This is a genomic window from Lentzea sp. NPDC051213, from assembly GCF_044455585.1.
Taxonomy (GTDB): domain Bacteria; phylum Actinomycetota; class Actinomycetes; order Mycobacteriales; family Pseudonocardiaceae; genus Lentzea.
Window position 1 is genome coordinate 1 of record NZ_JBITEX010000015.1, and the last position, 25,530, is coordinate 25,530.

Annotated in this window: 23 protein-coding genes and 1 riboswitch; of the genes, 7 read left to right on the forward strand and 16 right to left on the reverse strand. The window is 68.4% G+C overall.

Annotated features, from left to right (window positions below; translation table 11 throughout):
* Positions 1–91: 91 nt before the first annotated feature.
* Complete coding sequence (locus ACIA8G_RS42565; RefSeq protein WP_396424518.1) at positions 92–1,711, reverse strand: fatty acyl-AMP ligase; 1,620 nt, start codon at positions 1,709–1,711, stop codon at positions 92–94.
* A gap of 100 nt (positions 1,712–1,811) precedes the next feature.
* Here ACIA8G_RS42565 and ACIA8G_RS42570 point away from each other — a divergent pair, with 100 nt between their 5' ends.
* On the forward strand, positions 1,812–3,128 hold the full coding sequence (locus ACIA8G_RS42570; protein WP_396424519.1) for a DivIVA domain-containing protein: 1,317 nt from the start codon (positions 1,812–1,814) through the stop codon (positions 3,126–3,128).
* A 49-nt stretch (positions 3,129–3,177) separates the two neighbouring features.
* Here ACIA8G_RS42570 and ACIA8G_RS42575 read toward each other — a convergent pair whose 3' ends face one another.
* From ACIA8G_RS42575 to ACIA8G_RS42625, 11 genes are all read right to left on the reverse strand, one after another.
* Complete coding sequence (locus ACIA8G_RS42575) at positions 3,178–4,947, reverse strand: ATP-binding cassette domain-containing protein (RefSeq protein WP_396424520.1); 1,770 nt, start codon at positions 4,945–4,947, stop codon at positions 3,178–3,180.
* A 42-nt stretch (positions 4,948–4,989) separates the two neighbouring features.
* The gene (locus ACIA8G_RS42580) at positions 4,990–5,940 is read right to left on the reverse strand and encodes a hypothetical protein (protein ID WP_396424521.1); all 951 of its coding nucleotides are present in this window, start codon (positions 5,938–5,940) and stop codon (positions 4,990–4,992) included.
* A gap of 98 nt (positions 5,941–6,038) precedes the next feature.
* On the reverse strand, positions 6,039–7,001 hold the full coding sequence (locus ACIA8G_RS42585; RefSeq protein WP_396424522.1) for a 4-(cytidine 5'-diphospho)-2-C-methyl-D-erythritol kinase: 963 nt from the start codon (positions 6,999–7,001) through the stop codon (positions 6,039–6,041).
* A gap of 57 nt (positions 7,002–7,058) precedes the next feature.
* Entirely contained in the window at positions 7,059–7,859 is an 801-nt protein-coding gene (locus tag ACIA8G_RS42590; RefSeq protein ID WP_396424523.1) for a MetQ/NlpA family ABC transporter substrate-binding protein, read from the reverse strand.
* Between the two features lie 37 nt (positions 7,860–7,896).
* Entirely contained in the window at positions 7,897–8,580 is a 684-nt protein-coding gene (locus tag ACIA8G_RS42595; RefSeq protein WP_396424524.1) for a methionine ABC transporter permease, read from the reverse strand.
* Positions 8,577–9,575 carry a methionine ABC transporter ATP-binding protein gene (locus ACIA8G_RS42600; RefSeq protein ID WP_396424525.1) on the reverse strand — a complete coding sequence of 333 codons (999 nt, stop codon included), beginning with the start codon at positions 9,573–9,575 and terminating at the stop codon, positions 8,577–8,579. The genes ACIA8G_RS42595 and ACIA8G_RS42600 overlap by 4 nt, the downstream gene beginning before the upstream one ends.
* Positions 9,576–9,794: 219 nt before the next feature.
* Positions 9,795–9,888, reverse strand: a riboswitch (SAM riboswitch).
* A gap of 87 nt (positions 9,889–9,975) precedes the next feature.
* The gene (gene rsmA / locus ACIA8G_RS42605) at positions 9,976–10,851 is read right to left on the reverse strand and encodes a 16S rRNA (adenine(1518)-N(6)/adenine(1519)-N(6))-dimethyltransferase RsmA (protein WP_396424526.1); all 876 of its coding nucleotides are present in this window, start codon (positions 10,849–10,851) and stop codon (positions 9,976–9,978) included.
* Positions 10,852–10,929: 78 nt separating this feature from the next.
* Complete coding sequence (locus ACIA8G_RS42610; RefSeq protein WP_396424527.1) at positions 10,930–12,342, reverse strand: transglycosylase family protein; 1,413 nt, start codon at positions 12,340–12,342, stop codon at positions 10,930–10,932.
* A gap of 301 nt (positions 12,343–12,643) precedes the next feature.
* Positions 12,644–13,465 (reverse strand): TatD family hydrolase, encoded by an 822-nt coding sequence (locus ACIA8G_RS42615; RefSeq protein WP_396424528.1) that lies wholly within the window; start codon positions 13,463–13,465, stop codon positions 12,644–12,646.
* On the reverse strand, positions 13,462–15,252 hold the full coding sequence (metG, locus tag ACIA8G_RS42620; RefSeq protein WP_396424529.1) for a methionine--tRNA ligase: 1,791 nt from the start codon (positions 15,250–15,252) through the stop codon (positions 13,462–13,464). Before metG ends, ACIA8G_RS42615 begins: the two co-directional genes overlap by 4 nt.
* A 64-nt stretch (positions 15,253–15,316) precedes the next feature.
* Positions 15,317–15,655 carry a hypothetical protein gene (locus tag ACIA8G_RS42625; protein WP_396424530.1) on the reverse strand — a complete coding sequence of 113 codons (339 nt, stop codon included), beginning with the start codon at positions 15,653–15,655 and terminating at the stop codon, positions 15,317–15,319.
* 141 nt (positions 15,656–15,796) lie between these two features.
* Between ACIA8G_RS42625 and ACIA8G_RS42630 the strand changes: the two genes are divergently transcribed.
* The 4 genes from ACIA8G_RS42630 (at position 15,797) to ACIA8G_RS42645 (ending at position 19,060) form a co-directional block, all read left to right on the forward strand.
* Entirely contained in the window at positions 15,797–16,792 is a 996-nt protein-coding gene (locus ACIA8G_RS42630) for an ArsR/SmtB family transcription factor (protein WP_396424531.1), read from the forward strand.
* An 8-nt stretch (positions 16,793–16,800) separates the two neighbouring features.
* A complete protein-coding gene (locus ACIA8G_RS42635) occupies positions 16,801–17,355 on the forward strand; it encodes a PadR family transcriptional regulator (RefSeq protein ID WP_396424532.1) in 555 nt (184 codons plus the stop codon).
* A gap of 69 nt (positions 17,356–17,424) precedes the next feature.
* Positions 17,425–18,357 (forward strand): ATP-binding cassette domain-containing protein, encoded by a 933-nt coding sequence (locus tag ACIA8G_RS42640; RefSeq protein ID WP_396424533.1) that lies wholly within the window; start codon positions 17,425–17,427, stop codon positions 18,355–18,357.
* Positions 18,347–19,060: an ABC transporter permease gene (locus ACIA8G_RS42645; protein ID WP_396424534.1), complete on the forward strand. Its 714-nt coding sequence runs from the start codon at positions 18,347–18,349 to the stop codon at positions 19,058–19,060. Before ACIA8G_RS42640 ends, ACIA8G_RS42645 begins: the two co-directional genes overlap by 11 nt.
* Here ACIA8G_RS42645 and rsmI read toward each other — a convergent pair.
* Positions 19,052–19,897, reverse strand: coding sequence for a 16S rRNA (cytidine(1402)-2'-O)-methyltransferase (gene rsmI / locus ACIA8G_RS42650; protein WP_396424535.1), 846 nt, complete (start codon positions 19,895–19,897; stop codon positions 19,052–19,054). The genes ACIA8G_RS42645 and rsmI overlap by 9 nt on opposite strands.
* A 24-nt stretch (positions 19,898–19,921) precedes the next feature.
* On the opposite strand from rsmI, the gene ACIA8G_RS42655 reads away from it, so the two are divergent.
* Positions 19,922–21,460 (forward strand): dolichyl-phosphate-mannose--protein mannosyltransferase, encoded by a 1,539-nt coding sequence (locus tag ACIA8G_RS42655; RefSeq protein WP_396424536.1) that lies wholly within the window; start codon positions 19,922–19,924, stop codon positions 21,458–21,460.
* 26 nt (positions 21,461–21,486) lie between these two features.
* On the opposite strand, the gene ACIA8G_RS42660 is transcribed toward ACIA8G_RS42655, so the two are convergent.
* Complete coding sequence (locus ACIA8G_RS42660; RefSeq protein WP_396424537.1) at positions 21,487–21,999, reverse strand: SMI1/KNR4 family protein; 513 nt, start codon at positions 21,997–21,999, stop codon at positions 21,487–21,489.
* A gap of 192 nt (positions 22,000–22,191) precedes the next feature.
* Here ACIA8G_RS42660 and ACIA8G_RS42665 point away from each other — a divergent pair, with 192 nt between their 5' ends.
* Positions 22,192–24,318, forward strand: a complete 2,127-nt coding sequence (locus ACIA8G_RS42665) for an acyltransferase family protein (protein WP_396424538.1) — start codon at positions 22,192–22,194, stop codon at positions 24,316–24,318.
* Here ACIA8G_RS42665 and ACIA8G_RS42670 read toward each other — a convergent pair.
* Together ACIA8G_RS42670 and ACIA8G_RS42675 are read right to left on the reverse strand one after the other, a co-directional pair.
* Complete coding sequence (locus ACIA8G_RS42670) at positions 24,305–24,964, reverse strand: hypothetical protein (RefSeq protein ID WP_396424539.1); 660 nt, start codon at positions 24,962–24,964, stop codon at positions 24,305–24,307. The two genes, ACIA8G_RS42665 and ACIA8G_RS42670, sit on opposite strands and share 14 nt — an antisense overlap.
* Entirely contained in the window at positions 24,954–25,475 is a 522-nt protein-coding gene (locus tag ACIA8G_RS42675; RefSeq protein ID WP_396424540.1) for an RNA polymerase sigma factor, read from the reverse strand. The genes ACIA8G_RS42670 and ACIA8G_RS42675 overlap by 11 nt, the downstream gene beginning before the upstream one ends.
* Between the last annotated feature and the right edge of the window lie 55 nt (positions 25,476–25,530).

The following is a 25,530-nucleotide window of genomic DNA, read 5'->3' on the forward strand; positions in this document are numbered from 1 at the left end:
GTGGTGACTGACTTCGCAATCACCACCGCACCCGGAGGCCTCACCCATGATCAAGCCGACACACCGTCACCAACGTGTTGGCCAGGTACAACTAGACCAAAGCAGCCGCCGCCGACCGCCTCAACTTCCCAGAAGGCGTCTTGGGCAACGTCCCAGGCGGCTGCACCACCACAGCGAACGGCCGCAACCCAACAGCGTCGACAACCCGAGCCGTAACCTGCTTGACCAGGTCCTTCTCAGCGTCAGCATCCCCAGCCAGCTTCGACTCGACAACAACGGCAAACCGCTCCCGCTGAGTCCCGGCATCCAGCCGCACAGCCACGGCGTTACCGGCCCGCACCCCGTCCACCGAGCAGGCGGCACGCTCCACATCGGTCGGGTAGATGTTCCGGCCGCCCATGATGATGACGTCCTTGCGCCGCCCGCAGACGACCACCTGGCCGTCTTCCACCACGTACCCGATGTCACCCGTGGACAGCCACCCGGAAGCGTCCTGTGTGGCCAGAGGCCCGTTCACGGTCAGGTAGCCCGGCGTGACCGCGTCGCCGCGGATCTGGAGCTCGCCGACGTCCCGCACACCCAGCACCTCGCCGGAGCCGGAGTCGGAGACCACCCGCAGTTCCAGCCCCGGCAGCGGTGGCCCGAGCAGCGGGAACGCCCGTCCCTCTGCGGCAGGCTCGGCGCGGTGCGAAGCCTCCACGGCGTCGGCGTCCACGACGTCCACCGACAGGCCGGTGAACAGCGGTGCGAAAGCGACACCCAGAGTGGTCTCGGCCATGCCGTAGGCGGCCAGGATCGACTCCGGCCGCAACCCGAAGCGGGCTCCGGCGTCCACGAACGCCTTCACCGCGGCCGGGTCGATCGGCTCGGCGCCGTTCAGGGCCAGGCGCATCGTGGACAGGTCGAACGAATCGGACGAGGAAGCCAGCCGGCGGGCGACGATGGCGTAGGCGAAGTTGGGGGCTGCGGTGATCGTGCCTCGGTGGCGGGTGATCAGGTCTGCCCACAGCGTCGGGCGGGACAGGAAGTCGACCGGGGTGACCTTCACCAGCTCCAGGCCGAACAGCATCGGCACGGTGAGAAAGCCCACCATCCCCATGTCGTGGAAGAGCGGCAACCACGAGACCATGACATCCGACGTGGGATCGAGGGCTGCGGCGATGCGCATGCCCTCGGCGTTCGCCATCAGGTTTCGATGGGTGATTCGCACGGCTTTTGGATCCGCGGTTGATCCACTCGTCAATTGGAGCAGTGCCGTGGCATCCTCGGGGGTGGGAACAGGAGCAGCGATCGGCTCAGCGTCGAGTTCGGCGAGCAACAGGTAGGGAACTCCGTGCTGCTCGAGCACGTCAGCCAGAGCGTCGAACGGGCTGCCGAGCAGGACCAGCCGGGAGTCGATCATGGCGAGCACCCGCAGCGTGTCCTCGGCCCACTCGGCCAGGTCGGTGCGTGGTGTGGGTTGATGCAACATCGTGACGCTGCCACCACACAGCCACGCAGCCTGCACGGCTGGAGCGATCACGGCTGGTTCGGCGGCGAGCACCGCGATCGCGGTGCCTGGCGCCACGTCGAGCGCACCGGCCATCCGCCGGGCGCGTTCGTGCACCTCGGCCCAGGTCCGGCGGACGGGTGCGGCGGGTTCTCCCGTCGTCATGCCCTTGTCCTGACCGTTTGCGGCCGTCGCCAGCATCACATCCACGAACTGACTCATGTTCGCGATCGTAGTGGCGCCCTTTGGTCCAACAGGACGAAACGTTATGCCACGCGAAACGCGATACTCCCCAGTACAGGTACGCAGGAGGAGGTCATTGGTGGATCGGGGCGGCCCCGGAGCGCAGCATCGTCTACCCGCGCATCCGGCACCTCTGCTGTCCGCGCAGGACGTGGCCCTGGTCGCGTTCCACCGTCCTCCGAGGGGCGCGCGCGGGTACGACGCGGCTGAGGTGGACGCATTTCTCGACCGGGTCGAGAGCACCATGCGCAGCAAAGACATCCTCACGCGTGAAGACGTGCTGAACGTCAAGTTCAGCACGGCGACTCGCGATCCCGGCTACGACGTGAACGAGGTCAACGTGTTCATGGAACTGGTGGCCGACACGCTGCGGTCCACTCCGCAACGTCAGCAGGCCGCCGCGCCCGCCCAGGGTGCGCACGCCACGTCGCAGGCGCTCAGACCAGCCGTACGGCTGTCGCCGGACGACGTCGCGGCGGTGCGCTTCCACAAGCCGAGACCGGGGACCCGCGGGTATCACGAGGGCCAGATCGACGCGTTCCTCGACCGCATCGAGGGGACCCTGCGCGGCAGGGACAACCTGACCTCTCAGGAGGTCCAGGACGCCGTGTTCGGGGAGACGGCGCCCGGCACGTTCGGCTACGACGAAGAGGACGTCGACACGTTCCTCGACCTCGTCGTGCTCATGCTCGAAACAGCACCACCGCCGCCCAAGGCACAGCCGGCCGCGCCGCCGACCACGCAGCTGCCGAAGCAGAAACAGCAACAACAACGACCGCCGCAGCAACAACAGCTGCAGCGTCCGCCTGGGCCACGACCGCAGCAACTGCCGCCGGCCCAGCCGCTGCCGCAGCAGACGGTCGACGCGCCGAAGCTCACCGCCGCGGACATCCGCAGGATCGCGTTCCACCGCCCGCCCCGCGGCCGCCGCGGCTACCAGGAGTCCCAGGTGGACGCATTCCTGGACCGGATCGAGGCGACCCTGCTCGGCCAGGACAACCTGACCGGCAAGGACATCCGCGACGTCCGGTTCTCCCGCCCGCTGATCGGCAGGCGTGGTTACGACGAGACCGAAGTGGACTCGTTCCTCGGCCGGGTCGAGCAGCAGCTCTCCGGACCGGTGCGCAGCATGCCGCAGGTCAAGTCGTGGAAGGACCTGCGGCAGCTGCGCATCCCGCAGGCGGCGTCCGGCCAGCGCGGCTACCGCACCGCGCAGGTCGACCGGATGCTGGAGGAGATCGGCGTCGCGCTCGACGGCATGCTGGGAGCGACCTCGGAAGAGGTCCTGAAAGCACGGTTCAGCTACGCACTGCTGTCCGGCCAGGGCTACGACACGTCGTTCATCGACGAACTGCTGCCCCAGCTCGCGAAGGAACTGCGCCGCCAGGGCAAGTAGCCCCCGTTGTTGAGTCGTCTGCAAGTACCACCGGTACTTGCAGACGTCATCAGCCCTCGACGACCTCGGCCGCGGCCATCCACGCGGCCTCGACGTCCGTCTCCTCGGCCAGCACGGCACGGAGTTCGGCGTCGAGCTTGAGCAGCCTGTCGGGATCGGTCGAGGCCTCGGCGAGCGCGGCGTGCAGGTCGGCTTCCTTCTTGTGCAGCACTTCCAGCCGCCGTTCCAGCCGCGCCAGCTCCTTGCGGGCGGCACGCTGGTCGGCGGCGTTGGACGGCGCCTTCTGCGCCACGGAGGCAGCCGCGCTTTCCCTGTCGCGCATCGAATCCCGGCGCCTCAGGTACTCCTCGATGCCACCGGGCAGCTCGGTCAGGCCGCCGTCACCGAACAACGCCACGACCTTGTCGCACACGCGCTCGACGAGGTACCGGTCGTGCGAGATCACGACGAGCGTGCCGGCCCACGAGTCGAGCAGATCTTCCAGCTGCTGCAACGTGTCGATGTCCAGGTCGTTCGTCGGCTCGTCGAGCAGCAGCACGTTCGGCTCGGCCATCAGCAACCGGCACAGCTGCAACCGCCGCCGCTCGCCACCGGACAGGTCGGAGACCGGCGTCCACTGCTTCTGCGACGAGAACCCGAAGCGCTCGCCCAGCTGTGAAGCCGACATCTCGTACTTGCCGAGCACCACGCGGCGCGCGACCTCCTCGATCGCCTCCAGCACGCGCATCGACCCGTTCAGGTCGAGCAGCTCCTGCGAGAGGTGCGCGATCTTGACCGTCTGGCCCTGGATCCGCTTGCCCGTCTCGGTTTCGCGCTCCCCCGCCAGCAGCTTGAGCAACGTCGTCTTGCCCGACCCGTTGACGCCGACGAGACCGATCCGCTCACCGGGACCGATGCGCCACGTCAGGTTGCGCACCAGATACCGGTCCGGAATGGACAGTGTGGCGTCCTCGATCTCGATCACCGTGCGGCCCAGGCGCTTCTTGGCGAACGCGAGCAGCTCGACGTTGTCGCGCAACGGCGGCACGTCGGCGATCAGCGCTTCGGCCGCCTCGATCCGGTAGCGCGGTTTCGAGGTCCGCGCGGGCGCGCCGCGGCGCAGCCACGCGAGCTCCTTGCGCGCCAGGTTCTGCCGCTTCTCCTCCAGCACGTCGGCCAGCCGGGTCCGCTCGGCACGGGCGTAGATCCAGTCGGCGTAGCCGCCCTCGTACTGCTCTACCTTGCCCTGCACCACTTCCCACGTGCGGTTGCAGACCGTGTCGAGGAACCACCGGTCGTGTGTCACGACCACGAGCGCGCACTTGCGGGCCAGCAGGTGCTCGGCGAGCCACCGCACGCCCTCGACGTCGAGGTGGTTCGTCGGCTCGTCCAGCACGATGAGCTCGAGGTCCTGGATCAGCGCGGCGGCCAGCACGACCCGGCGCCGCTCGCCGCCGGACATCGTGGAGACCACGGAGTCCAGGCCCAGCGCGGTGATCCCGAGTCCGTCCAAAATGGATCGAACGCGGGCGTCCGCCGCCCACTCGTGTTCCGCGTCGAAGCCGAGCGGGTCGATCACGGCGTTGCGCACCGTCGAACCGTGCGGCAGCTCGGTCCGCTGCGTCACGACCGCCATCCGCAGGTCACGCGAGCGCGACACCCGTCCGTCGTCCGCGGGCTCCACCCCGGCCAGCACCTCGAGCAGCGTCGTCTTCCCGCCACCGTTCAGGCCGACGACACCGATCCGGTCGCCTTCGTTGACGCCGAGTGACACGCCGTCGAGCAACGGCCGGACGCCGAACGACTTCGACACGGACTCCAGGTTGACCAGGTTGGCCATCAAAACCTCACGACTAGTAAGAAACTGCCCGGTGAAGGCTACCTACCACGGCCAAAGGCCCTGCTCACCAGCCTCGAACAGCGACAAGGCCCACAACGCGTTGTCCGTGACGCCGTAGTGGCGATAGCGATGCCGCGACGCCGACGCCCATTGCGTGTCCTGGTCGCTCAGGTCCCAGACGTGCAGCGGCACCCACCACGGCACGGACCAGCTCAACGGCCGGTCCAGCTGCTGGTTCTCGGTGATCACGACGACCCGGTCGTGACGGAGGCGGAAACGCTTGCGGACGACCTGCCGCAGGTCGTCGCGCCGCCACCGCACGATCTCGGCTCGTTCACAATGCCGAGCTACCAGCTCGACGGTCTCGTCCGCGAGCGGATCAGCGACCAGCAGAGTGTGCCCGGCCAGCCGAGGGGCCGGCGGAGCTGCCGGTTTCCACCGGGTGACGGGTGTGGCGTCCACGGCATCGCGGTCGTACCTGCGGTCGAGGATGTGGCGGAACAGCTCCGACTGCCGCTCGTCGACCGGCTTGGGGTGCACGCGGTTCAGCACGTCGCCGAGCCGGAGAGCCATCCAGGTCAGGTCGCACTGCCCTACCGATTCCTCGGTGTAGAGCCGACGCACCGCGTCGCTGATGCCGCGCTTCAACGGCTTCGGCAGCGCCCGCCCGTGGAAGTAGTTCCAGTAGGAGAGCAGCCAGGTGGGATCCAACGGGTCCACGAGCACGGAGTCGATCAGCTGGCGCGACATCCCGTGCTGCCCCGCGGCAAGCCGGGCCGAGAGGAACTCTGCGGCGCCCGCGTGCGCGGTGTAGTCCAGGCCCGCACCACGGGCCCAGCGCACCAGCGCGGCGGTCCACTCCGGGTACGCGACGGTGCAGCGGCGAACAAGGCCGACGTAGTGGGCGAGGCGCTTGGCGTGGAAGTTCGGCTCATCGCCGACGAGGTCCGCCACGACCATCCGGAACAGCTCGCGTTGCAGCCGTCTGCCCAAGTCTTCCCCCTCGAAAGACCACGCGTGCCCCGAGAATTCGAGATCGCCCCCGTTTGGAACGGGAGCTTCGCACCGGGGCGCGCGTGGCGTGAGGGATCTTAAGCGTGGACTTCGGGAGGCGTGGGCTTCGGCTCCTCGGTCGTGATCACGCGGGCACCGTGCACCGGCCCGTGCGCGACCCGGACCGTCCGGCACACCCCGGCGCCGGCCAGCTCGGCGGCTACTCGCACCGCCGTGTCGCTGTCCTCGCACAGGAACGCCGTCGTGGGCCCGGAACCGGACACGATGCCGGCCAGCGCACCCGCGTCCACGCCCGCGCGCAACGTGCGGCGCAGGTTCGGCCGCAACGACACCGCGGCGGCCTGCAGGTCGTTGCCCAGCAGCAGGGCGAGCTGACGTGGATCTCCTGAGGAGAGCCCCTCCAGCACGGCCTCGACCGGGCCGACCCGCGGTGGATCACCCTCCACGCGCAGGCGGTCCAGCTCGTCGAACACGTCCGGGGTGGACAGTCCACGACGGTCGAACGCCAGCACCCAGTGGAACTGGTGCCGGGCCAGCACGGGCACGATGCGCTCGCCACGACCGGTGCCGAGCGCGGTGCCGCCGTACAGCGCGAACGGCACGTCCGCGCCGAGCTTCCCGGCCAGTTCGGCCAGCTCGTCGCGGCTGATCTCCAGCCGCCACAACGACGACAGGCCCACGAGCGTCGCCGCCGCGTCCGCGCTGCCGCCCGCCATGCCTCCCGCGACCGGGATGGCCTTGCGGATGACGACGCGGACCTTCGGGTCGTCCGGGTCCTTGCCCACGTGCGTGGCCAGCAGGCGCACCGCGCGCCACGCGAGGTTGGAGGCTCCGGTGGGCACCTGATCGGCGCCCTCGCCATGCACCTCGACGCCTGGCTCGTCGGCCACCGCGACCGTGACCTCGTCGGCGAGCGAAAGCGCCTGGAAGATGGTCACCAGGTCGTGGTAGCCGTCCGGGCGCACGTCACCGACGGCCAGGTGCAGGTTGACCTTGGCCGGGACGCGGACCGTGACCGGGGGTGGAACGACTGCGAGCACGATGTCAGCCTACGGGCGTTCTGCCGTCGCGGACGCCTCCCCCGGCCACTGCGGGTCTCAGACCGGGATGACAGAACCGTTGAAGGTCTGCTTGATGTAGTCCTTGACCTGCTGCGATCCGAGCAGCTCCGCGAGGTCGCGGATGCGCTTGTCGTCCTTGAGCTCGGTGCGCGTGACCAACCCGTTCGCGTTCGGGTTGTGCTCGGCCTTCTCCAGCGCCAGCGAGTCGGTGGCGGGCTTGAGGCCCGCGTCGATCGCGTAGTTGCCGTTGATCACCGACGCGTCGGTGTCCTCCAGCGAGCGCGGCAGCTGAGCGGCCTCCAGCGGCACGAACTGCAGGTTCTTGGGGTTCTCCGCGACGTCGCGCACGGTCGGCGCGTCGACGGCCTTGAGCTTGATCAGACCGTTGGCCTCCAGCAGCTTCAGGCCGCGGGCCTCGTTCGTGGCGTCGTTGGCCAGCGCGATCTTGGCTCCGGACGGCAGGTCGTCGACCTTCTTGTGCTTCTTCGAGTAGAGGCCCAGCGGCTCGACGTGGACCGGCTCGACCCACTCGACCTCGGCGCCGGTCTCCTTCGTGAACGTCGCCAGGTACGGCACGGTCTGGAAGTAGTTGGCGTCGAGCGAGCCGTCGACCAGCGCCGTGTTCGGCTGCACGTAGTCGGTGAACTCGACGACCTCGATCTTCAGGCCCTTCTGCGCGGCGAGGTTGTCCGCCACGTACTTGAGGATCTGCGCGTGCGGGACCGGCGAGACGCCGACCTTCAGCGTGTCCGAAGCGGACGCTCCGCCCGACGAGCAAGCGGACAGAGCAGTCAAAGAGGTCAAAGCGACCGCGATCAGGGCAGCCTTAATACGCATGACGTTCCTTTTGAGAGTTTCGAGCGGCGGAGAGAGATCAGACTGAGGCGTGCCGGCGCCGGTCGGACGCACGGGCGGCACGGGTGAACCCGAACTGGATCACGGTGGTGAGCACGGCGAGCCACGCCACGGTGCTCCACAGGATCCGGTCGTTGAAGCGCTGGTAGCCCTCGCGGATCGCGAGGTCGCCGAGCCCGCCGCCACCGATCACGCCGGCCATCGCGGAGTAGCCGATGAGCGCGATCACGGTGACGCCGATGGCGTTGATCAGCGCGGGCAACGACTCGCGGATCAGCACGCTGCGGACGATCCGCAACGTCGAGGCACCGGTGGTGATCGCGGCTTCGACCACGGTCACGTGCACCTCGGACAGGATGTTCTGCACGAGCCGCCCCACGAACGGGATGGCGCCCACGGCCAGCGGCACGATGACCGCCGTGCTGCCGATGGAGCCACCGACGATCAGCCGGGTGACCGACGTGAGCGCGACGAGCAGCACGATGAACGGCATCGAGCGACCCAGGTCGGTGACGAAGCTCAAGAGGCGGTGCACGACCGTGTTCGGTCGCAACCCACCTCGTGCGGTGAGCTGCAACCAAACACCGACCGGAATGCCGAAAGCTGTGGCGATGAGGGTGGAAACGCCGACCATGTACAGCGTTTCCCCGGTGGCCTCGACGAGGTACGTGACGACGTCGGACCAGGGTGTAGCAGACCTCACGCAGCTACTCCCTGCGGTCCCTTCAGGGACCTCTGCACCGCGCCGCCTGCCTCGCCGATCCACTCGAGAGCGGAGTCGGAGCGCTCGCCGTTCAGGCCGAGGCGGAACCGCGCGACCGGGGTCTCGCCCAGTCGCGTGAGGCCGCCGCCGACGATGTTCAGCTCGACGCCGAACCGGTGCGAGGCCTCGGGCAGCAGCGCGCCGACCGCGGCGAACCCGACGAGCACGACGTCCGCGACGCGGTCGTAGTTGCTCTCGTTGATCGGGTTCAGGTCGACGGCGGGCAGCAGCGCACTGCTCGTGCGGCTGGCGGCGTCACCGACCAGCTCGAGCACCTTGCCGTGCTCGACGACGCGGCCCTGCTCCAGCACGGCGACGTCATCGCAGATCTTGCGGACCACGCCCATGTCGTGCGTGACGATGAGAACGGTCACGCCCAGCTCGGCGCGCGCACGGTCGAGAACCGTCAGCACGGAACCGGTGGTCTCCGGGTCGAGCGCGGACGTGGGCTCGTCGGCCAGCAGCACGCTCGGGCTCGCGGCGAGGGCACGCGCCACGGCGATGCGCTGGCGCTGCCCGCCGGACAGCTGGTCGGGGTAGGAACCGGCCTTGTCGGTCAGGCCGACGAGGTCCAGCAGCTCGCCCACACGGCTGCGGCGCTGAGGTCCCGGCACGCCGGCGGACTCCAGCGGCAGCGCGATGTTGCCGGCCGCGGTCCGCTGCCGCAGCAGCGAATCCCCTTGCGGCACAACGCCGATCTGCCGGCGGGCGGCCCGCAGCGCGGACCCGTCCAGCGAGGTGATGTCCGTGCCGTCGACGCGGATCGCACCCGAATCGGGGCGCTCCAGCAGCGCGACGCAACGGGCGAGCGTCGACTTGCCGGCCCCGCTCGGGCCGACCACGCCGAGCACGGTGCCCGCGTCGACATCGAGGGTGACGCCGTTGAGGGCGTTGACGCCCTGGAAGGACTTGGTGAGGTTTTCGACAGTGATCACGTCTGCTCCACGGCTGCGCTCGACGGCACAGTGCCCCGATTTCGGCGGGCACGCGCGGTCGAAGTTCTGCTCAGGTGTGCGCCACTCGTACGCCGAGTGCGCGTCAAAGGACTTTTAGAAGGCGCCTTAGACGAGGTGGCGACGACATGCAGAAGCGGTGCGACGGCACTGGTCGACGACTCGACGGCGCGTCAGCATTCGCGTGGTACCCATGGTGATCCTCCATCGGTCCTGGCGTTAGCACCTGCCCGCATCCAGCGGGTGGTTGCTGCGACGTCGTAGAGCCAGGTCTCTCAGTCGCTCCGGATGGCAGTTGTAGTCAACCGGACGGACGTTCGGTTGCGCAAGCCAGATTCCGATTCGTTCGACAGATCACACTGTTGGCCGATGGATCCCCGGCCTAAGCCTCAGCAATCCGAATGAAGTCGATCACGCCAAGCCGCTCGGCCCTTTGCTGGGGATCGACGTCCGCCTTCTGGAGCAGTTCGTCCACCTGCTGGACGCCTCCCGCCCAGCCCTTCAGCGCCGCCCTCAGCGTCTTGCGGCGCTGCGCGAACGCGGCGTCGATGATCTCGAAAAGCCTCTTGCGATCCACTGTGGACAGCGGGCTTTCGTGGCGCCGGAACCACACCAGGCCGGAGTCGACGTTGGGCGCCGGCCAGAACACGTTCCGGCCGATCGGGCCTGCCTTCTTCGCGTCGGCGTACCAGGCGAGCTTCACGCTCGGCACCCCGTAGATCTTGCTGCCGGGCTTGGCCGCCATCCGGTCCGCGACCTCGGCCTGGACCATGACTAGTCCTTTTCGCAGGGTCGGCAACTCACTCATGAGATGGAGGACGACCGGGACCGCGACGTTGTACGGCAGGTTGGCCACGATCGCCGTCGGCTGGACGGGCAGGTCGTCCTTCGAGACCTTCATCGCGTCCTTGAGGACCACGTGGAGCTTGTCCGCGTTCTCGGGGTCCATCTCGCGCGCGGTCTGCGGGAGCCGCTGGGCCAGCGGCGGATCGATCTCGACGGCCACGACCTGCTTGGCGCTGGGCAGCAGCCCGAGCGTGAGGGAGCCCAGGCCGGGGCCGACCTCCAGCACGACGTCGTCCTCGTCCAGCTCGGCGGCCGCGACGATCTTGCGGACCGTGTTCGGGTCGTGCACGAAGTTCTGGCCGAGCTTCTTGGTGGGGCGGATGCCCAGCTCTTCGGCCAGACGACGGACTTCGGCAGGACCCAGCAGGCTCACCCGCGCATTCTCGCAGACGCCGGAGCTCGCCTCCGCCACGCCGCGAAACGTCACGCGGGGGCCCCGCGTTTCCTCTGAGGAAACGTAGGGCCCCCGCGTGACTGAAAAGGTGAGGGGTTACGGCAGGCCGAGCTTCGCGCGGCAGCCCGGCCACGCGGCGTAGGTGCCGCCAGCGCGGTCGCGCAGCCTGGTCGCCGTGGCGATCTGCTGCTCACGGGTCGCCTGGTGCGGCAGCGCCGCGTACTGGGTGCCACCGTTCGAGGCCCAGGTGCTGGCCGAGAACTGCAGGCCGCCGTAGTAGCCGTTGCCGGTGTTGATGGCCCAGTTGCCGCCGGCCTCGCACTTGGCGAGACGGTCCCAGACCTCGCCGTCGGGCAGCGGCTTCGTGCCCACGGTGATCTTCTTGGGCTTCGGCTCCTTGGTGACCTTGCCGCCGATCTTCTCGCGGCTGATCTCCTTGCCGTTCTTCACGGTCACGCGGTACGTCGAGACCTGCTCGCCCGGCACGCCGGGGTCGGTCACCGTCTGCTGACCCGCGTTCATGTTCGGGTCGTTGGTCTTCTCGACCGGGGGCGCGACCGGCTCGTTCACGTTGATGACCGTGACGCCGGTGCGGGAGATGTAGACCTCGGCACCGGTGGCGAGCTTGACCTCGGTGCCGTTGGCGACCGCGTCTTCCGCGCCGAGCTGGATGTTCTCGTTCTTCAGCAGCTCGTCGACGGTGACCGCGGTGGTCTGCAGCTCACGCGGGGCGTTGGCGCCGTCGAACAGCTTGATGTTCTTGCGGGTCTTGACCTCGAGGTTCATGCCCTTGAGCGGGACGTCCTGGCCGGCGGGCGCGGACATCCACGCGCCTTCGGTCGGGACGCCGAGCTGCTTCGCGGCCTCGTCGACCGTGACGGAGCGGACCCAGTCCTCGCGGGCCTGGCCGTCGACGCTCATCTTGAGCAGGCGGCCGCGGTCGAGGGTGATCTTGCCGCCGTCGGAGATCGGGGCGTTCAGCGAGGGCGACAGGGCGTCGTGCTCACCGACGACGATGCCTTCCTCCGCCAGGACCTCGCCGACCGTGCCCTCGTAGGAGTGGACGGTCGAGGTGGCGCCGTCGATGTCGACCGCCACGGACTTGTCCATGGCCATCGCCGTGACGCCGCCGCCCGAGATGGACACCAGCACCGCGGCGATCGCGCCCTTGACGAAGCGGCGCTTCCAGGACGAGACGGCCTCGACGAGGACCTGCGGGTCGCGCTGCTCCTCTTCCTCCGACGGGAGGAAGAGGAGCAGCGGCATGATCGTCGTCTCGGCGTTGATGAGCCGGATCAGCTCGTCGACGTCGACGTTCGCGGTGGCGAGGAGCTCATCGGCGTCCGGGCCGAGCACCTCGAGCACGTCCGCGGGCGAGATGCTCAGCGCACCGGCGGGAAAGCTCGGGTGGGGGTCGGCTACACCGACTGCGGTGCCCCCGACCGGCGTGAACCAGTCGGTGTCGTCGTTGAAGTCGTAAGGAGCGGCAGTTCTGTCGCTTCCGGTCACAGGGTCGATACCTCCATTGCGGAAGCACGAGGCCACCGCACAGTTGGCGTTGACGTGATCATTCGAGATGTGAAGCTCGAAGGTTCCCGGCAACTCCTCCTACGTGGTCTCGCTTCTTCGCGCTGGCTTGGGTCCCGCCCCGACTGCGGGCGTGCTCCGAACCGACAACGTCGGCTCAGGTGGCACGGTCACGGGACAGTAACGGGGTCGCGGACGTTGCGCAAACACCCCCACGGATGTTGTGACCTCAGTCACCCCATGGGGGTAGCAACGCCTTGCTCCGTTCGTCTTAGACCACATTTCAGTCACCAAGTCCGAACACTCGTTGAGCAGTACGGGTGACTGCGGCACAGAGTTCAGAAAGATCTTCGCCACGGAGAGTGGCGAGATCCCTGACTGTGTAATTCACGCAATAGGGTTCATTCGGCCTACCGCGGAACGGGTGCGGGGTCAGGAAAGGCGCGTCCGTCTCCACGAGCAGCTGATCTTGGGGCACCAGTTGGGCCGCCTCGCGCAGCGCCCGCGCGTTCTTGAACGTCACCGGCCCCGCGAACGACAGCACGTACCCCGCGTCGACGCACCGCCGGGCGAAGTCCGCGTCACCTGAGAAGCAGTGGAAGACCACAGTGGACGGCGCGCCCTCGGCCTCGAGCACCTTGATGATGTCCTCGTGCGCGTCGCGGTCGTGGATCATCAACGGCTTCCCGACGCGCTTGGAAAGGTCGATGTGCCAACGGAAAGCCTCGTGCTGGGCGGCCGGCGGCGAGTAGTCCCAGTAGTAGTCGAGACCGGTCTCGCCGATCGCCACGACGCGCGGAAGCACGGCGAGCCGCTCCAGTTCCGCCTTCTCGTGATCCCCGAACGTGGACGTCCGGGTCGGGTGCACGGCCACCGCCGCGTAGACCCGCGAGTCCCAAGTGGACGCCTCGGCGGCCCACTGCGCGGCGGCGAGATCGTCGGCGACGGTGATCACGTGGGACACGCCCGCCGCGTTCGCCCGATCGAGCAGCACGGCCACGTCTTCAGCGTTGGCCGCGCCACACGCGTCCAGGTGGGTGTGAGCGTCGACCACCGGCACCGGAAGGGCTTCCGGCACCGGCGGTCGTTCCTGCTTGGGACTCACTTGACGATCGGAGCCCACTCCGGGCCCGTCTCGCCCAGCTCGGGGTCGAGCTTGGCGAACAGCGGCGACGGCTTCTGCAGGGGCCGGCCGACCTCGATCGGCGTCGACTCCCACTTGGCCTGCTCACCCGCGTAGTCACCGGTCAGCACCGGGTACGGGCGGTCAGGCACGTCCAGGTCCTCGACCTCGGTCAGCTCCGGCTGAGCCGCCCACACGCCCGTGCCGCCCAACGCCTCGTGCACCTTCTGCGCCGAGTGCGGCAGGAACGGCGTCATCAGCGTGTTCGCGTCCTGCACGACCTGCAGCGCGGTGTGCAGCACCGAGTCGCGACGGTCCGGGTCGTCCTTGAGCTTCCACGGCTCCTGGTCGGACAGGTACTTGTTCGCCGCGGAGATGACCCGCATCGCCTCGCTGGAGGCCTGCTTGAACCGCGAGCGGAGCAGGTGCGCGCCGACCGTGTCGAACGCCGCCTTGGACTGCCGGAGCAGCTCGTGGTCGGCGTCGGTCAGTGCCGTGGCCTTCGGGATGGCGCCGACGTTCTTGTGTGCCATCGAGACCGAGCGGTTGACCAGGTTGCCCCACTCGTTCGCCAGCTCGAAGTTCGTCCTGCGGACGAACTCCTCCCAGGTGAAGTCGGTGTCCTGGTTCTCGGGACCGGCCACGGAGATGAAGTACCGCAGCGCGTCCGGCCCGAACTCCTTCAGGAAGTCGCCGACGTAGATCACGGTGCCGCGCGACGTCGAGAACTTCGAGCCGCTCATCGTCAGGTACTCCGACGACACGACCTCGGTCGGCAGGTTCAGCGTGCCGAACCGGCCGGCCTCGCCGCCCTTGTCGCCCGCACCGTTCTGGCCCAGCAGCAGCGACGGCCAGATCAGCGAGTGGAAGACGATGTTGTCCTTGCCCATGAAGTAGTAGCTCTGGGCGTCGCCCGTCCAGAACTCCTTCCAGGCGTCCGGGTTGCCGGAGCGGCGCGCCCACTCGACCGACGCGCTCAGGTACCCGATGACCGCGTCGAACCACACGTAGAACCGCTTCATCGGCTGGTCGCTCCAGCCGTCGAGCGGGATGGGCACACCCCAGTCGAGGTCGCGGGTGATCGCGCGCGGCCGCAGGTCCTTGATCAGGTTCTGCGAGAACTTGAGCACGTTCGGCCGCCAGTCCGAGCGCGTGCCCATCCAGCTGCCCAGCGACTCGATGAACGCGGGCAGGTCGAGGAACAGGTGCTCGGTCTCGACGAACTTCGGCGTCTCGCCGTTGATCTTCGAGCGCGGGTTGATCAGTTCCGACGGGTCGAGCTGGTTGCCGCAGTTGTCGCACTGGTCACCACGCGCGCCGTCGTAGCCGCAATGCGGGCAGGTGCCCTCGATGTAGCGGTCGGGCAGCGTCCGGCCGGTGGACGGGCTGATCGCGCCCATCTCCGTCTTCGGGACGACGTAGCCGTTCTTCCACAGCGCGGAGAACAGGTCCTGCACCACCTGGTAGTGGTTGCCGGTGGTGGTGCGGGTGAAGAGGTCGTAGGACAGGCCGAGGCCCTGGAGGTCAGAGGCGATCACACGGTTGTACTTGTCGGCGAGCTCACGAGCCGTGAGCCCTTCCTTCTCGGCCTGCACCTGGATGGGCGTGCCGTGCTCGTCCGTGCCGCTGACCATGAGCACCCGGTGTCCGGACATTCGCATGTAGCGGGAGAAGACGTCGGACGGGACACCGAAACCGGAGACATGACCGATGTGCCGGGGGCCATTGGCGTAAGGCCAGGCCACCGCGGTCAGTACGGAGGCACTCATGCGCATAGCCTACGGAGGCGGTGCCAGGAGGTTTCCACCGACCGGACACCGCCCCCTCAGCTCATCAGGACGTGAAGAGGTACACCGGCACGTTCTGCCCGGCACCGTAGAAGCTGAAGTCCTTGCGGTTGCCCTCGGGACACGCCCGGCCGCTCTGCTGCGTGCCGCTCTGGTACTCGGCCTTGACCGCCGCGCACTTGCCGTCCGACCTGGTGTCCTTCACCCAGCCGGAGATGCGCATGGTGCCGTCCGAGTAGCAGGTGTGCGACCAGCTGGCCTGGCCGCCGGGCACGTTCGCGTTGACGACGTCGCCGCACGTGCCCGCCTGGGCCGGGCCGACGAAGATCAGCATGGAGCCCACGGCCGCGGCCGCTCCGGCCAGCACGGTCATGCGTCGATTCATGATTTCCCCCTCTTGCTGAGCTGTTCTGACCTGCTCAGCCTCGGGTTCGGGGCACCGCCGCCGCGACGACTTTCAGCCACAACTAAAACGCCGCGAGATGTCCGGTTCGCGTGCCATGCTCCGCCAGGCAGAGGGGGAACCGTGGGGACACTGCGCATTCATTTCACCGGTGAAGACCTGATCGGGGTCCGGCTCGCACCCGGACCAGACCCGCTGTGGGAGCTCGTCATGAGCTCCTACCGCCTGCGCGAACCAGCCCCCTCGCCCGACCTCGCAGCCTGGCGCGCAAGTGCACGCGGGGAGCTTTCGTACGCACAGAGCGGACGCGAGGGCCCCGCGTGTGACGGCGTGCGCATGCTGGCCGAGCTGACCCGGCCCGGCCCGTTCCCCGACTTCCTCACGCCGATCGAGGCGGCGGGCGGCCTGGAGGCGGGCATCGCCGCGGTGTGCGCGACGCCGCGCGAGCAGCTGCACGAGGAGATCGCCCACATCGGGCGCCACCGGACGTTGCCCGGCTGGACCCGCGACCTCGCGGACGGCCGGCCGGAGCTGGTGCGCTCGCTCGGCGAAGGCATGCGCCGCTACTTCGACACGGTGCTGCGGCCGCACTGGCCGGTCGTGCACGCGCACATCGACGCCGACCGCGGCCGAAGGGCCCGCGCGTTCCTCGACGGCGGCTGCGAGCAGGTCCTCGAGGGTCTGCGGCCGTTCGCCACGTGGGAACGCCCGGTGCTCAGCACCCCGTACCCGAGCGACCGGGAGATCCACCTCGGCGGCCGCGGCCTGCTGCTCACCCCGAGCTACTTCTGCTGGGCGAAGCCCGTCACGTTCATCGACGACGGCAAGCCGACCCCGATGCTGGTCTACCCGGTCGAGCACGACCTGGCGCTGACGTTGCGGCACTCCTCGCACGACCGGCTGGCCGCGTTGATCGGCCACACCCGTTCCGAGCTGCTGCACGTGCTGGCGGACACGGAGCTCGCGACCGGGGAGCTGGCGCGCAGACTGAGGGTGAGCCCGGGCAACATCAGTCAGCACACCAAGGTGTTGCGCGAGGCCGGCCTGATCGCCAGTGGTCGGCACGGCAACGTCGTGCTGCACTCGGCGTCACGGCTGGGCAAGGAACTGCTGAACTAGGAGGACCGTTGTCGGCGACCCGGATGCTCGTCCTCGGCGTGGTGAAGCTCGTCGGCGAGGCACACGGCTACCAGGTGCGGCGCGAGCTGCAGTCGTGGTCGGCGGACCAGTGGGCGAACGTGCAGCCAGGCTCGATCTACCACGCGCTGAAGACGCTGGCCAAGGACGAGCTGATCGAGGCTGTCGGCACCGAGGAGTCGGACGAGGGACCCGCGCGCACGACGTACAAGATCACCGCGGCCGGTGAGCACGAGCTCCAGGACCTGCTCGGTCAGGCGCTGGCCAACGCCGGCGCGAGCAACGACCAGCTCTCGGCGAGCGTGGCGCTGCTCAACCTCATCCCCCGCAAGCAGGCGGTCGTGCTGCTGAAGCACCGGCTGGCCGGGCTCGAGGGACAGGTTGCGCCGACCCGGTACGGCGTGACCTCGTTTCCGGAGATGGGCAAGCCCGCGCACGTCAGCGAGCTGTTTCGACTCTGGCTCGTCCACCTCGAAGGCCAGGTCCGGTGGACTCAGGACCTGATCGACCGCCTGGAGTCCGGCCAGTACGAACTCCCGGAGTGAGATCTCACTAGTCAAACTTGAGTAGCTCGCGCTAGCCTCTAGTCAAAGTTGACTAGAGGGGGTTAGGTCATGATCAAGGCACGCGGCCTCGCGCGCCGGTTCACGACGAAGTTCGGCCCCGTGGACGCGGTGCGCGGGGTCGACATCGACGTCGCCGAGGGCGAGCTCGTCGGGTTTCTCGGGCCGAACGGCGCGGGCAAGTCCACGACGTTGCGCATGCTCACGACACTTCTGCAGCCGACCGCGGGCGAGGCGCTCGTCGCGGGGCACGACCTGCTGACCGATCCGGCCGGTGTCCGCAAGAACATCGGGTACGTCGGGCAGCGCAACGGCGGTGGCGCCGACCAGCGGGTCGGCGACGAGCTGGAGTTCCAGGCCCGGTTCTACGGCCTCTCCAGGCACGACGCCCGCAAGAAGGTCGCCGAACTGCTCGACCGGTTCGATCTCCAGGGCCTGGAGAAGCGGGTGATCATCACGTTGTCCGGCGGCCAGCAGCGCCGGCTCGACATCGCGATGGGGATGCTGCACGACCCGCGGCTGCTGTTCCTGGACGAGCCGTCGACCGCGCTCGACCCGCAGAGCCGCCGCAACCTGTGGGACCACATCAAGCAGCTCAAGGCGGACGGCGTCACGGTCTTCCTGACCACGCACTACCTGGACGAGGCCGACGTGCTGAGCGACCGGCTGCTGGTGATCGACTACGGCGCCATCGTGGGCGAGGGCTCGCCGGACGAGCTGAAGAACCGCGTCTCCGGCGACCTGGTCGTGCTCGGCACGCCGCAGGCCTCGGTGGTCGCCGCCAAGTTCGAGAACGCGGTGGTCGACGGCGAGAAGGTCAGCTTCCGCATCCCGAACGGTGACCGCGCGCTGCCGGGACTGCTGCGCGACCTCGACAACATCGGCGTCGAGCTGCACTCGGTGCAGGTCCACCGGCCGACGCTGGACGACGTCTTTCTGACCATGACCGGGCGCTCACTCAGGGAGGACGCCAATGCTGCGTGACATCTGGCTCGTCTTCTGCCGCTCGATGCTGCCCGTGGTGCGCAATCCCGTGGCGGTCGTGTTCGGGCTCGCCCAGCCGTTGCTCTACCTGGGCCTCTTCGGGCCGTTGCTGGGCGACACCGGCTGGCAGTGGTTCGTGCCGGGCCTGCTGGTGCAGCTGGCGTTGTTCGGCACCGCCTACGCGGGCTTCTCGCTGCTACCGGAGCTGCGGGCGGGCGTGATGGAACGGCTGCGGGTCACCCCGGTCAGCCGGGTCGCGCTGCTCGTCGGCAGGGTCGGCAAGGACATGGTCCTGCTCGTCGTGCAGGCCCTGCTGATCGTGCTGGCCGCGATGCTGTTCGGGTTCCGCGCGTCGGTGGGCGAGATCGTGCTGGGACTCGCGCTGGTGGCGTTGCTGGGCATCGCCATCGGGTCGGTGTCGTACGCGATCGCGTTGAAGGTGAAGCTGGAGTACGTCTTCGCGTCCGTGCTGTCGTCCACGATCGTGCCGTTGATGCTGCTGTCCGGTGTGCTGCTGCCGATGTCGAACGGCCCGCAGTGGCTCTATTGGCTGTCGCGGATCAACCCGCTGGCGCACGTCGTCGACGCCGAGCGGTCGATCTTCACCACGGGTTCGGTGGTGCTCGGCCTGGTCTCGGTGACGGCGCTGGTGCTGGTCGGCGTCTCCTACGGCGTGCGCACGTTCAACCGCGAGTCAGCTTGATTTGATGGCCGCGTCGTAGAGCGTCTTCTTGCTGATGCCGGCCGCCTCCGCGACCTCGGTGGCGGCCGACTTCAGCCGTTCCCCGTCGGCGACGCGCTGTTTGACCTCGGCCACGAGCGTGTCGAGGTCGGGCTTGTCCTCGGCGGGAGCGGGCCCGAGCACGACGGTGATCTCGCCCCGCGCGCCTTCCACCGCCCACTCCGCGAGCTCGGCCAACGACCCGCGCACGACCTCTTCGTACTTCTTGGTCAGCTCACGGCACACGGCAGCGCGGCGCTCGGGCCCGAGCACCTCGACGGCGTCCGCAAGCGTCGCGGCGAGCCGGTGCGGTGCCTCGAAGAAGACGACCGTCCGCTGTTCCGTGGCCAGCGGCGCGAACCAGCGCTTGCGCTCACCGGACTTGCGCGGCGGGAAGCCGTCGAACGCGAACCTGTCGCTGGGCAGGCCGGACACGGCGAGCGCGGTCGTCACGGCGGACGGTCCCGGCAGGCAGGTGACCGTGATGTCCTCCTCGACGCACGCGGCGACGAGCCGGTAGCCGGGATCGGACACGCTCGGCATGCCGGCGTCGGTCACGAGCAGCACGGTCTGGCCGTTCTGCAGCGCTTCGAGCAGCCCCGGCAGCCGGGCGGTCTCCACCTGGTCGTAGAAGCTGATCACCCGCCCGGACGGCTTGACCTGCAGCGCGGCCGCGAGGCTGTGCAACCGGCGGGTGTCCTCGGCGGCGATCACGTCGGCGGTCTGGAGCGCCTCGATCAGGCGTGCGGAAGCGTCACGAATGTCGCCGAGCGGGGTGGCGGCCAGGACCAAGCGGCCTGAACCGGATACGGGACTCACACCGTGCACCCTACGATCGGCGGCGTGACAGTCCTCGTGCAGCCAGGAGTGGCGCCCGTCGTCGTCGAGGAACCGCGCACGGATCGTGCGGCGGCGCTCGACCCGCCCGCGTCCGGAGACCGCATGCGCGGGTGGCTCGTCACGATCGTCGTGACGCTGATCGGCGCGTTCGTCCGGTTCTGGAACCTCGGGTATCCGACGGACAAGGGCACGCCGATCTTCGACGAGAAGCACTACGTGCCGCAGTCGGCACAGGTGCTGCGCAACGGCGGCTACGAGGACAACCCGGGCTACGAGCTGATCGTGCACCCGCCGCTCGCCAAACAGCTCATGGCGATCGGCCAGGGCCTCTTCGGCTACGACGGCATCGGCTGGCGGTTCGCCTCGGCGCTCGCGGGCGCGATCACGATCCTGCTGATCATCAGAATCGCCCGCCGCCTGACCCGCTCGGACCTGCTGGGCGCACTGGCCGGCCTGCTGCTCATCGCGGACGGCGTCTCGCACGTCCAGTCGCGGATGGGCATGCTCGACATCTTCCTGGCGTTGTTCGTCGTCGGCGCGTTCGGCTGTCTCGTCGTCGACCGCGAACAGGTCCGCGAACGGCTAGCGGTGGCAGTGCGCGAAGGGTTCGTGACGAATTCGGCGTTCGGCCCGTGGCTGGGCTTCCGCTGGTGGCGCTTCGGTGCGGGCGTGTGCCTCGGTCTGGCGTGCGGCATCAAGTGGTCGGGCATCTGGTACATCGGCGCGTTCGGGCTGCTGACCGTGATCTGGAGCGCGCTGGCCCGCCGCGCGGCCGGCGTCGAGGAGCCGTGGCTGGGCGCGATCGCCAAGGACATCCTGCCGTCGCTGGGCGGCCTGGTCGCGATCCCGGTGCTGGTGTACGTCGTGACCTGGTTCCCGTGGATGGCCAGCGAGACCGGCATCGACCGGCACGTGGTCGGCGGCAAGGTCAAGGACGTCGCGTACATCCCGGACGTCCTGCAGGCGCTTTGGTACAACGCGAAGAACGTCTACAAGTTCCACGTCGAGCTGGTCACCTCGGACACGAACCGGCACCCGTGGGAGTCGAAGCCGTGGACCTGGCCGATGGGCCTGCGCCCGATGCTCTACTACTACGACAACACCGTCACGGGCTGCGGTGCCGCGTCGTGCCTCGGCGCGATCATGCTGATCGGCACCCCCGCGCTGTGGTGGGTCGCGTTCCCGGTGATCGGCTGGGCGATCTTCCGCACGATCGGCCGGATGGACTGGCGCTACGCCGGCGTGCTGGTCGCGTACGCGGCGGGCCTGCTGCCGTGGTTCCTCAACCTCGACCGGCAGATGTACTTCTTCTACGTCACGCCGATGGCGCCGTTCCTGGTGCTGATGATCGTGCTGGCGCTGGGCGAGATCCTCGGTCGCAGCTCTGCCGGTGCGGAACGCCGTGGGACCGGGTTGCTGGTCGTGGCGCTGTACGTCGGCATCGTCGTCGCCAACTTCGTGTGGCTTTGGCCGATCTTGAACGGGAACCCGATCACGCCGGAGATGTGGCAGCAGCAGCTGTGGCTGCCCAGTTGGAGATGACCCCATCTCTCGGTGCGCCAGGAAACTCATGTGCTGGTCGCGGGCACGAAGCGCACCCCAACCCCGGCATCCGCCGACTCCAACTCGATGCCGTCCAGCTCTCTCGTTGGTGAGTGGAGGTAGTCGGCAACGAACGTGCTGGCTGATCGGCACGGCTGGTACCAGGCGAGCCAGCTCGGATCGGAGACCACGACCGGCCGCGCGTCCGCATCGCTCGTCGGCTTCGGCCGGAACTCCTCCGCCTGCACCTGGATCCGCTCGACGAGCGCGAACAAGTCGTACTCGGGCACGGACGCATCGGGCGCACAGACCCGGATCGAACCGAACTGCCCTGCACCGAACCGTTCTACGAGCCGCTTGTAGTCGGCGGGCAGCGTGCTACCGAGTCGCGCTTCGACCGCCGCCCAATCCTGCGCGGGCGGCGCGACCAGAGGCTCGTCGACGATCTCTGCCAGCCGGTCGACGGAATCCAGCGGGTGGTCCTCCATGAAGAAGGCCATGTGCCCGTGGACCCAGTACCTGGGATTGATGTCGACCATCACCAACACCCCTTGAAGGTGGCCGGGCGCGTCATCACGTTCGGGATGTCGGCAACGCATGTGAAACCTTGGCTGTCCTTCGCGTACGAGAAGCGGGGTTGGAGGTGAGCCTCACAGGCTCGTCGCATTGGGCCTTTCGGCGGCCCCGCTGAGTTACGATCCCCCTGTCCTGACGGGGGGATCAACCGAGGCATGAGCACTACCGTCCAGTCGCGCGTCGACCAGGCCAAACGATTGTTCGGCGCGAAGAACCGGACGCCCAGATCCCCCGGGTTCCGCACGGACGTCCAGGCGCTGCGGGCGATCGCGGTGATCGCCGTGGTGGTGAACCACTTCTGGCCGAACGCGATGACCGGCGGCTACATCGGTGTCGACGTCTTCTTCGTCATCTCCGGATACCTGATCACGTCGCACCTGGCCCGCGAGATCGCCCGCACCGGCAAGGTGCGGCTCGGCACCTTCTACGCGCGGCGCATCCGGCGGCTGTTGCCCGCGGCGTTCCTCGTGCTCGGCGTGACCGTCGTGATGGCGGGGGTGCTACTGCCTTACCCGCGGTGGACGGCCACCGCGTGGGAGAGCTTCGCCTCCGCGTTCTACTGGGAGAACTGGCTGCTCGCCGCGAAGTCGGTGAACTACTCGGCGCAGAGCGAGGCCGCGAGCGTCGTCCAGCACTACTGGTCGCTGTCGGTCGAGGAGCAGTTCTACCTGTTCTGGCCGCTGCTTCTGGTCGGCCTGGTCGCGCTGGGCGGCAACCGGCGCTGGCTGGTGCCCGGCGTCGCGGCGCTCGGCGTGCTGTCGCTGGTGTTCAGCGTCGTCTACACGAACCTCTCGCCCAGCGCGGCGTATTTCAACACCCTGGTCCGGGTGTGGGAGTTCGCGCTGGGCGCGCTCGTGGCACTGGGCGCCACGAAGCTGGTGCTGCCACGGGTCGCCGCTGAGGTGGCGGCGGCCCTGGGGCTGGTGATGATCATCGTCCCGGCGTTCGTCTACGACCACACCACGCCGTTTCCCAGCTCCCTCGCCCTGACGCCCACGGTCGGCACCGCGCTGGTGATCGTCGCGGGCATGCGTTCCGGCCGGCAGTGGCACAGCCTGGTCACCGCGTCGCCGCCCGTGCAGTTCGTGGGGAACATCAGCTATTCGCTGTACCTGTGGCACTGGCCGATCCTGCTGCTCGCACCGTTCGCGCTGGGCGACGCGTTGGAGAAGGGCGAGCTCACCACGCCCTGGCTGCTGTGGTTGCTGGCGCTCGCGTTCGCGCTGTCGTGGCTGACGAAGGCGTTGGTCGAGGACCGCGCTCGGACGTTCGGGCCGCTGGTCCGCAACACGAAGCTGACGTTCGCGGCCATGATCGCCGGCCTGCTGGTCGTCGAGCTGCTCGCAGGCGGGCTGCAGTTCAACTACCACAAGCAGGTCGCGCTGGCGGAGCGGAACGTGCAGGCGGGGCTGAGCAGTGCCTGCCACGGCGCCGGAGCCATGATCGGCTCCAACGGCTGCCCCGACCCCTTCGGTCCTGCCCGCGTCTCGGAGATGGGTCCTGCCAACGAGTACTGGCGACTCGCGGAGGGGTGCGAGGAGACCGACTTCTACAAGATCGACGGCAAGGCCACGACGAAGCTCTGCGACTTCAGCGGTGACGACGAGCCGACGCAGACCGTGTGGCTGCTCGGCGACTCACACGCCGAGCAGTGGCAGACGCCGGTGTTCGAGATGGCGCGCAAGGAGAAGTGGCTGCTCAAGATCGGCATCCTGGGCGGCTGCCCGTTCGCGGACGTCAAGTTCACCGGGTACCGCAGCGCGGCGGGACCGCGCGACATCCTGCGCTGCCAGGACTGGACGTCGCGGATGAACAACGTGATCGCCGCCGACCGGCCGTCGATGGTGCTGATGTCGTTCTTCGCGCGCCAGGAGTTCCTGGACGACGGCACCGGCCGCAGCCAGACCGACCAGTACCGCGACGGTCTCGAACCGTGGTGGTCCCGGTGGACCGATGCCGGCACGAAGGTGTTCGTGTTCGCGGATCCGCCGTACAACAGGGATGTCCGGTCGACCAGCTGCGTGATCCTGAACCGCGCGAACCCGCAGACGTGCGCCATTCCGCGCGCGAAGGCCCAGCCGGTGGACCCGTTGGTCGAGGTCGTCCGGTCGACGAAGAACCAGCGCGTGTCGTTGATCGATCTCACCGACTACTTCTGCGACGAGAAGCTTTGCTACGGCGTGATCGGGAACGTGGCGGTCTACTACGACGGCGACCACGTCAACAGCGAGTACAGCCGCACCCTGACGCCGATGCTCGAGAAGGCGCTCAGCTCTCGCTGATCTGCAGCGCACGCTCCTTGGTCAGGTCGCCCTCGAGCCTCATGGTGACCTGATCTCGTTGCCAGATCAGGGTTTTCCCGGCGCCGTGCGGACCCTTGTCGCGCCACTCGCCGTTCCGGTCGATGTAGAAGATCCGGTGCGGGTGCGGGATCCAGACCTTGTCACCGATCTGCTCGACACCGTCGCTGTAGAGCAGCTTCCCGAGCGTCGACTGGATGGTGCCGTCGAACTGGTCGAGCCTGAGCTCGCCGTAGTACAGCGTGACGAACCGTCCTTCGTGGACGGTGATCTTGTCGGGCGTGCCGAGTTGCGCCGGCAGGTGGATCTCGAACGGCATCTGCTTCCTCGCCTCGTCGAGCGAGACTTCCTGACTGGGCAACGGAGGCGCGATCGACGACGGCGCCTCGGTGCGGAACTCGACGCCGGCGAACTCCAGGAGGTGCTGGACACCCGCTCGGACGGCCGGGGACACCGCGAAGGCGATCGCGAACGCCGTGAGGGCCGCGATCACGGCGGTGAGCCACCGGTTTCGCTTGCGCGGGGCGTTGATCCGCGTCAGCACGCTCGCGGTCAGGTCGGGCGGTGCCGGCACGTAGATCTTCTGCCTGAGGTCGTGGAGGGCGGCTTCCAGGTCGTCATCTGTCATGGGCCACCTCCTCCAGCATCGGGCGCAGCTTGGCCAGCGCGCGGGACAGCCGTGACTTCACGGTTCCCTTGGCGAGGTTGAGGGTCTGCGCGGTCTCGGCCTCACTCAGGTCCAGCAGGTACCGGCAGGTGACGACCTGCCGGTCGTGCTCTGGCAGGTTTGCGAGTGCCTGCAGGAGTTTCGCGCGGGAGTCGTCGACCAGGGTGCCGGGATCGTTGTGGTCGACGGTCTCGGTGAGGGTGGCGATCTTGAGTTCCATCAGGTTGCGGCGGCGTCTGCTGCGGTGCAGGTTCTTGGTCTCGTTGGCGACGATCTTCAGCAGCCACGGCTTGAAATCGGCGTCTTGTCTGAAGGTGTCGAGCTTGCGGTACGCCTTCACGAACGCCTCCTGCACCACGTCGCCGGCGTCCGCACCCGCCCCGAGCAGGTAGGCCGTCCGGTGCGCGAGCGCGGTGTACCGGGCGACCAGCTCGCCGTAGGCCGCCTGGTCACCTGCGATCGCCCGTGCCACCGCTTCGTCCGTGATGCCCTTCCTACACCGGGAACCGCACCTTGGTTCCCGGTGT

What these genes read in the sequence shown, in the direction of transcription:
- ACIA8G_RS42565 (WP_396424518.1), bottom strand. Translation starts at nt 1,711, where the DNA reads ATGAGTCAGTTCGTGGATGTGATGCTGGCGACGGCCGCAAACGGTCAG.
- ACIA8G_RS42575 (WP_396424520.1), bottom strand. Translation starts at nt 4,947, where the DNA reads ATGGCCAACCTGGTCAACCTGGAGTCCGTGTCGAAGTCGTTCGGCGTC.
- ACIA8G_RS42590 (WP_396424523.1), bottom strand. Translation starts at nt 7,859, where the DNA reads ATGCGTATTAAGGCTGCCCTGATCGCGGTCGCTTTGACCTCTTTGACT.
- metG (WP_396424529.1), bottom strand. Translation starts at nt 15,252, where the DNA reads ATGAGTGCCTCCGTACTGACCGCGGTGGCCTGGCCTTACGCCAATGGC.
- ACIA8G_RS42625 (WP_396424530.1), bottom strand. Translation starts at nt 15,655, where the DNA reads ATGAATCGACGCATGACCGTGCTGGCCGGAGCGGCCGCGGCCGTGGGC.
- ACIA8G_RS42640 (WP_396424533.1), top strand. Translation starts at nt 17,425, where the DNA reads ATGATCAAGGCACGCGGCCTCGCGCGCCGGTTCACGACGAAGTTCGGC.
- ACIA8G_RS42645 (WP_396424534.1), top strand. Translation starts at nt 18,347, where the DNA reads ATGCTGCGTGACATCTGGCTCGTCTTCTGCCGCTCGATGCTGCCCGTG.
- ACIA8G_RS42660 (WP_396424537.1), bottom strand. Translation starts at nt 21,999, where the DNA reads ATGGTCGACATCAATCCCAGGTACTGGGTCCACGGGCACATGGCCTTC.
- ACIA8G_RS42665 (WP_396424538.1), top strand. Translation starts at nt 22,192, where the DNA reads ATGAGCACTACCGTCCAGTCGCGCGTCGACCAGGCCAAACGATTGTTC.
- ACIA8G_RS42670 (WP_396424539.1), bottom strand. Translation starts at nt 24,964, where the DNA reads ATGACAGATGACGACCTGGAAGCCGCCCTCCACGACCTCAGGCAGAAG.